Source organism: Mesorhizobium sp. M4A.F.Ca.ET.050.02.1.1, from assembly GCF_003997725.1.
Lineage (GTDB): Bacteria > Pseudomonadota > Alphaproteobacteria > Rhizobiales > Rhizobiaceae > Mesorhizobium.
In genome coordinates this window covers 1-2555 of record NZ_RZSG01000825.1, presented here as the reverse complement: position 1 = coordinate 2555, position 2555 = coordinate 1, and the positions used below count along the sequence as shown (strand labels likewise).

At 63.8% G+C, this 2555-nt stretch carries 3 protein-coding genes; all 3 read left to right on the top strand.

What is annotated here, in order from left to right; translation table 11 throughout:
* The coding region (locus EOA33_RS31770; RefSeq protein ID WP_127407427.1) for an ASKHA domain-containing protein at positions 1-1034 on the top strand (1034 nt) is incomplete at its 5' end.
* Positions 1035-1219: 185 nt separating this feature from the next.
* Complete coding sequence (locus EOA33_RS31765; RefSeq protein WP_126054091.1) at positions 1220-1405, top strand: hypothetical protein; 186 nt, start codon at positions 1220-1222, stop codon at positions 1403-1405.
* A gap of 237 nt (positions 1406-1642) precedes the next feature.
* Positions 1643-2555: alpha/beta hydrolase (locus EOA33_RS31760; RefSeq protein ID WP_145989402.1), on the top strand; the 913-nt coding region annotated here is incomplete at its 3' end.

Sequence of the window (2555 nt, the reverse complement as noted above, 5' to 3'; positions counted from 1 at the left end):
GCCTGAATCTAAATGGGGGCGCCCGCCTCTACATGCTGCCTTGCATTGCCGGCCATGTCGGCGCCGACGCGGCGGCGGTGACGCTGTCGGAAGGCCCACACCGCCAGGACGAGATGATGCTGATCGTCGACGTCGGCACCAATGCCGAGATCGTGCTCGGCAACCGCACCAGGGTCGTGGCGGCCTCTTCGCCCACCGGCCCGGCCTTCGAGGGCGCGGAGATTTCCGGCGGCCAGCGGGCAGCACCGGGCGCCATCGAGCGCGTGCGCATCGATGCCGAGACGCTGGAGCCGAAATACCGCGTCATCGGCTCGGAACTATGGTCCGATCAGCCGGGCTTCGCCGAAAGCGTGCAATCGACCGGCGTCACGGGCATCTGCGGCTCCGGCATCATCGAGGTGGTGGCGGAGATGTATCTCGCCGGCATCATCTCGGAAGATGGCGTCGTCGACGGGTCGCTCTCCGCGCGCTCGCCGCGCATCATCGCCAACGGCCGCACCTTCTCCTATGTCCTGAAGGATGGCGAGCCCCGAATCACCATCACCCAGAACGACGTACGCGCCATCCAGCTCGCTAAGGCGGCGCTCTACGCCGGCACTAAGCTGCTGATGGAAAAGCAGCACACCGAGCATGTCGACCGCATCCATTTCGCCGGCGCTTTCGGCTCCTTCATCGATCCCAAATACGCCATGGTGCTCGGCCTGATCCCCGACTGCGACCTCGACAAGGTCTCGGCCGTCGGTAACGCGGCCGGCGCCGGCGCCCGCATGGCGCTGCTCAATCGCGGCTACCGCCGCGAGATCGAGGAGACGGTAAGCCGGATCGAGAAGATCGAGACCGCGCTGGAGCCGAAATTCCAGGAGCACTTCGTCTACGCCATGGCCCTGCCGAACAAGATCGACCCGTTCCCGAAGCTGTCGGCGGCGGTCAAACTGCCGCCCAGGAAGACAGTCAGCGAGGACGGCATAGCCGGCGACGCGGCGCCACGCCGCCGTTCGCGCGAGGGTCATGCGGCAAGGCGCGGCCGAGGCTAGCGGCCTCTCGCCGATCTTCAGACTTTTCCATTTTCATTTGCATGCAAATGTTTCCGGATCGCCCGATCCGGAAACCGAAATGCTGTTTTCGTGAAATCCGCTGGAAACGCGCAAGGCGCATTTAGGCACCCATCGAACGGCAGGCCGGAAATGTCTTCCCGCCGCCGCTTCCGGAGGAAAACACCATGTCGATGTTCGAAAGCCTCGGCCGCTATGGGGTGGCCATCAAGCATGCGCACAACAGGAGCAAGTCTATCCGGGCGCTGAACAGCCTGCCCCTCGACATCCAGAAGGACATTGGCTGGCCGGCGTCACCGCCGAATGATCCGCAGGCCGTGCTCGCGCAGCTGCTTCTGGGATCGGCGCGCTGATGACCTTCGCCGACAAATACAAGCTGCTGGCCAAGCGCCGGGGTCGTGGCACGGCTCCGGCTGCCGGTGACAACAAGTTGCGCGTGGCGTTGCTGCCGCGGCCCTGAACCTGGCAGTCGCCGGATCACACAAGCGTGTTGTGTCGAGCGCAAATCTTGACATTTGCGGGCAAGGTACGATCTTCCGAACAGAGGGGAAATTCTCTTAGTCGGCTCCGGCCGAAGTCCGTGTGTCGGCATGCCCAGTTTCAAAAGCCACGTCGTTTCCTTTGTCCTCAGGCATAGCCGCAAGAAGGCTTTTTCCAGTCCGGAAAACCTGCAGCGCTGGATTTCTTACGCCCGCAAGACCGAGGACCATCATCCGCCGGCATCGCTGCGTCATCGCCTCGACATTGCCGAGCGCCGCGTCAACGGATTTCCCGTCTACGAGATCGCGCCGAGGGCCGGCGAGCGAAAGCGGATCCTCTATCTGCATGGCGGCGCCTATGTCTTCCAGATCACCTCCTATCATTGGGGGCTGATCGTCGAGATGGCCGAGCGGCTGGGCTATGGTATCACGGTGCCGATCTATCCGATCGCGCCCGAGCACGATTTCCATGACATGTTCGGCATGGTCGGCGAGGTCTACCGGCAGATGCTCGGCGAGACCGGCGCCGAAAACATCGCCTTTATGGGCGATTCCGCCGGCGGCAACATGGCCGTGGTACTGACCATGATGGCGGCCGAGGACGGCCTGCCGCTGCCGGCACGCCACGTCCTGATTTCGCCCGGGCTCGACATGTCGCTCTCCAACCCCGAAGTGTTCGAGGCCGAGCGTAACGATCCGTGGCTTGGCATCGCCGGCGGGCTGGAGGCGATCCGGCTCTACAGCGCCGGCATCGATCGCGCCGACTGGCACATCAGCCCGCTCTATGGCGACCTTTCGGTACTGCCGAAGACGCTTCTTCTGACCGGCTCGCACGACCTGCTCAGCCCCGACAACCTGATCTTCGCCGAGAAAGCGCGCGCCGCCGGTGTCGAGGTGGAGGTCGTCTACGAAGAAGGCATGTTCCACGTCTGGCCGCTGATCGAGATGCCGGAGACGCGGCGCGCGCGCAACAGCATCGTCGCTTTTCTCAGCAGTGATAAAACCACTCGTCAAGCAGAGAGCG

Coding starts and splice junctions, on each gene's coding strand:
- EOA33_RS31765 (WP_126054091.1), top strand. CDS start 1,220: ATGTCGATGTTCGAAAGCCTCGGCCGCTATGGGGTGGCCATCAAGCAT.